Source organism: Chryseobacterium contaminans (genome assembly GCF_001684955.1).
Taxonomy (GTDB): Bacteria; Bacteroidota; Bacteroidia; order Flavobacteriales; family Weeksellaceae; genus Chryseobacterium; species Chryseobacterium contaminans.
The window spans coordinates 1-3,712 of record NZ_MAYF01000161.1 but is presented as its reverse complement, the minus strand read 5'-3'; the positions used below and the strand labels follow the sequence as shown (position 1 = coordinate 3,712).

The following is a 3,712-nucleotide window of genomic DNA, read 5'->3' as shown; positions in this document are numbered from 1 at the left end:
ATTAGTAATGCCATATAAAAAGCAAAGAGCAGTTGTTTTTCATAAATAATTAAATTTTTATTGAGACAAATTTATATTTATTTAGAATAAATATAAATAATTCTATAATGAGATTTATCAGTCCTAAGACATTAAATATAGGAATTAATAATAAATCTGAATTTTATTAATTGAAATTCAATAAGTTAATAAAATCATCAAATCCGGATATTTTAGATTTTTCTTTAATTTTTTTCTTTTATATTAAAATTTACACGGTCTTAACTTAAATTTTCAATAAGAACGGCTGAAGCACCGCCTCCTCCATTACAAATTGCTGCAATCCCATATTTTCCACCTTCCTGGCGCATTACATTCACTAATGTTGTCATAATCCTTGCCCCTGAAGCACCAATCGGATGCCCTAATGCTACAGCTCCACCATATATATTTACTTTATCCAAATCATAGCCAAGAATCTGCTGATTGGATAGAATTACAGAAGAATAGGCTTCATTAATCTCAAAATAATCAATATCTGACAGATCCAATCCAGTACATTTCAAAATCTTTTGAATGGCAACCGATGGAGAGGTCGTAAACCATTCCGGTGATTGTGCGGCATCAGCGTAAGCAATAATTCTGGCCAATGGTTGAAGCTTTTGCTTTTCTACGGCTTCTGAAGAGCCCAATAAAATGGCTGCGGCACCATCATTCAGGTTACTGGAATTGGCTGCAGTGAGTTTTCCATCATTTTCAAAAGCGGGCTTAAGCAGGGCAATTTTTTCCGGGATAAGTTTATCAATATCTTCATCCCTATCTACAGTAGCAGCTCCTTTCTTGCCTTCAATTGAAATACTGAACAGTTCCGCACTGAATTTGTCTCCGGCAGCTGCGTTCTGAGCTCTTTGATAGGATAATAAAGCATAATCATCCAGTTCCTGCCTTGTTAAACCGTATTTTTTAACACCTAACTCTGCAGCACTTCCCATATGAAAGTCATGATATACATCCCAAAGGCCGTCTTTAATCAATCCATCTGTGAATTGAGTATCTCCCAATTTCTGACCTTTTCTTAGATAATGATAATGAGGTACATTACTCATGCTTTCCATTCCGCCAGTCATCACAAGGTTTTCTAATCCAAGCTGGATCTGCTGTGCTCCAATCATCAAAGCCTTCATTCCTGAGGCGCATACTTTATTAACCGTAGTAGCATCTTTATCTACCGGAATCTTTGAAAAAATAGCTGCCTGCCTCGCTGGCGACTGTCCTACACCTGCACTTAAAACATTTCCCATGTATACACTGTCTATATTTTCAGGGGAAATTAATGCACTTTCATAAGTCTTCTGGATTGCGATAGCGCCCAACTGCGGGGCTGTAAAACCAGATAAACTTCCCATAAAACCTCCGATAGGAGTTCTTTTTGCTGCAATAATGAATACTTCTTTCATAATTTTATTTAGTTAAGAAAATACCAATCGGTATATTAATGAGTAAAAAATTTTGCTCTCACTCTTATACAAATATAACAAAATATACTGATCGGTATATTTAATAGACAAAAAAAGAAGAAACTTATTTAAATGCCTCATCCTTTAGAAACTTCCGTAAATTTGGTTAATAAAATGTAGTAATGAATTTTGATTAATGAGATTATTGGTTACACTCAGAATGACAAATGCCTTTTTTGACTTTTAAGATCAATCGTTCTATTCTCTGCTTAGCTGATCCAGCTTTTTAAGTAAGGTAGGAATTCTGTAAGGCCCATGCATCTGCTCCACATGTGTTTTTACCTGATCTACATCAATTCCTTTAGCAGTTACAAAAAGGGGTGTTCTGCTTTCCCCGCGCAGTACATTTCTTCTTTGAGAATCGGGTGTAGTAAATTCATTTTTAGCGATTCCTATCACCGGGTATTTTTTCTGCAAAGCTTCATAAAGATGTCCACCCAATCCTATTTTCCCCTCATTATCAAGGGTAACATATCCGTCAACAATGATAATATCCCCTTCTTTTACCACTATTTTACTGAGTAAGCTCAGAATACAAGGTAACTCTCTTTTATAGAAGGCTCCGCTTTCATATTCTGAACTGATGGGTGTTTGTTCTGTAAAAACCTCGACTTCCCGATCGGATGTCCAGTTTTCAAATGCTATACAAACAGTATTGGCATAGTCTTCATAATAGTAAGTATCAAATGCGTAAATCATTGTATTGATTTATTTCAAATCTAAGGCAAAGAAATTGAAAATTATCTAATTAATTATTCAACAGAATCCATAAAGGCTGAACAGTTAAAACCGAATAATTTAATGACCTCGAATATACAAATAAAAATAATTCGTACATCCGTGGCCATTAAAGTGTACACTTTTTTCTTATTCTTAAGTATGCTTAATTCGGATGGGTTCAGTTAATATTATTTTTTATCTACCACAATTCTTTCAGCTCTGTTAGCAATCTCCCAGGCAGTAGTGAAAACTAACTGAGTTCTTTTTTGCAATAAATTATAGTCTATTTTATCCGGATCATCCGTTGGCTTGTGGTAATCCTCATGGATACCATCAAAGAAGAACGCTACCGGAACATTATTTTTAGCAAAATTATAGTGGTCTGAACGGTAATATAACTGCTGCGGATCATTAAGATCATCATATTTATAGTTCAGTTCCAGGTTATTGGTTTTCTTGTTGGCTGCCTCATTAATAACTTTAAGTTCGGAGCTTAACATATCTGAACCTATTACATAAACATATTGTTTTCCTCTGTTTTCAGGATCATCACGTCCAATCATATCGATATTAAGGTCAACAACAGTATTAGCTAATGGAAAAACAGGGTTATCGGTATAATATTCTGAGCCAAACAGACCATGTTCTTCTCCTGTTACATGAAGAAATAGGACAGACCTTTTAGGACCTTTCCCTGCTTTTTTAGCTTCCTGAAAAGCTTTAGCCATTTCCATCACCGCAACGGTTCCGCTTCCGTCATCATCAGCTCCGTTATACACTACTCCATTTTTTGTTCCCACATGGTCATAATGTGCAGAAACAACTACAATTTCTTCAGGTTTTTCGCTTCCTTCAATAAAAGCAAGAATATTTTCAGAGTCCGGAAGGTTACCACCGCCTCTTTTTTTCATAAAATCTGAAGGGACTTTCTGATAATAGGACCCAAGCGCTTTCGGAAAGGAAACGCCTAAGCTTTTATAATAATTCACAATATACTCTCCCGCTTTCTTCTGGCCTTTGCTTCCTGTATCTCTTCCTTCCATATCGTCTGAAGCAATAACATACAGGTTCTTTTTTAAATCCTCTGCTTTAATCATCTTATAAGCATCAGCAAATGCTTTATCATGTTTTGCTGCAACAGGATTTGCAGATACGCCATCAGCAACCTTTGTTGTTCCGCAACTCGTCATCAAAGCAAGAGCAAATAACGGAATAAGTAATTTTTTCATACTGGATAATTTTCTTAAAAATAACAATTTTTATTGAATCTGAAATATATCAGAGAAGATCGTACAAAGTAATTTACTGCAGACAAAAGGAAATCCCAATCTTTCATCCAATCTCTATTCAGAATCCTTAGCATCCATAGAATAGGAATAAATTTTACCACATTAAGAAAAATAAACCCAATACAATATCATTTTTTTATTATTTTTGATTAAAATACAAAATAGATGAAAGAAATTCAAGGGTTTACTCACTATTCTTTTTTTCCA

The 3,712-nt window shown here is 34.9% G+C and carries 3 protein-coding genes; all 3 read right to left on the bottom strand.

The annotated features are described in order from the left end of the window. Positions 1–260: 260 nt before the first annotated feature. On the bottom strand, positions 261–1,436 hold the full coding sequence (locus BBH99_RS10505; protein WP_066695317.1) for an acetyl-CoA C-acyltransferase: 1,176 nt from the start codon (positions 1,434–1,436) through the stop codon (positions 261–263). 258 nt (positions 1,437–1,694) lie between these two features. Then, on the bottom strand, positions 1,695–2,195 hold the full coding sequence (locus BBH99_RS10500; protein ID WP_066695314.1) for an endonuclease V: 501 nt from the start codon (positions 2,193–2,195) through the stop codon (positions 1,695–1,697). 209 nt (positions 2,196–2,404) lie between these two features. Beyond that, positions 2,405–3,445 carry a M28 family metallopeptidase gene (locus tag BBH99_RS10495; RefSeq protein ID WP_066695312.1) on the bottom strand — a complete coding sequence of 347 codons (1,041 nt, stop codon included), beginning with the start codon at positions 3,443–3,445 and terminating at the stop codon, positions 2,405–2,407. Between the last annotated feature and the right edge of the window lie 267 nt (positions 3,446–3,712).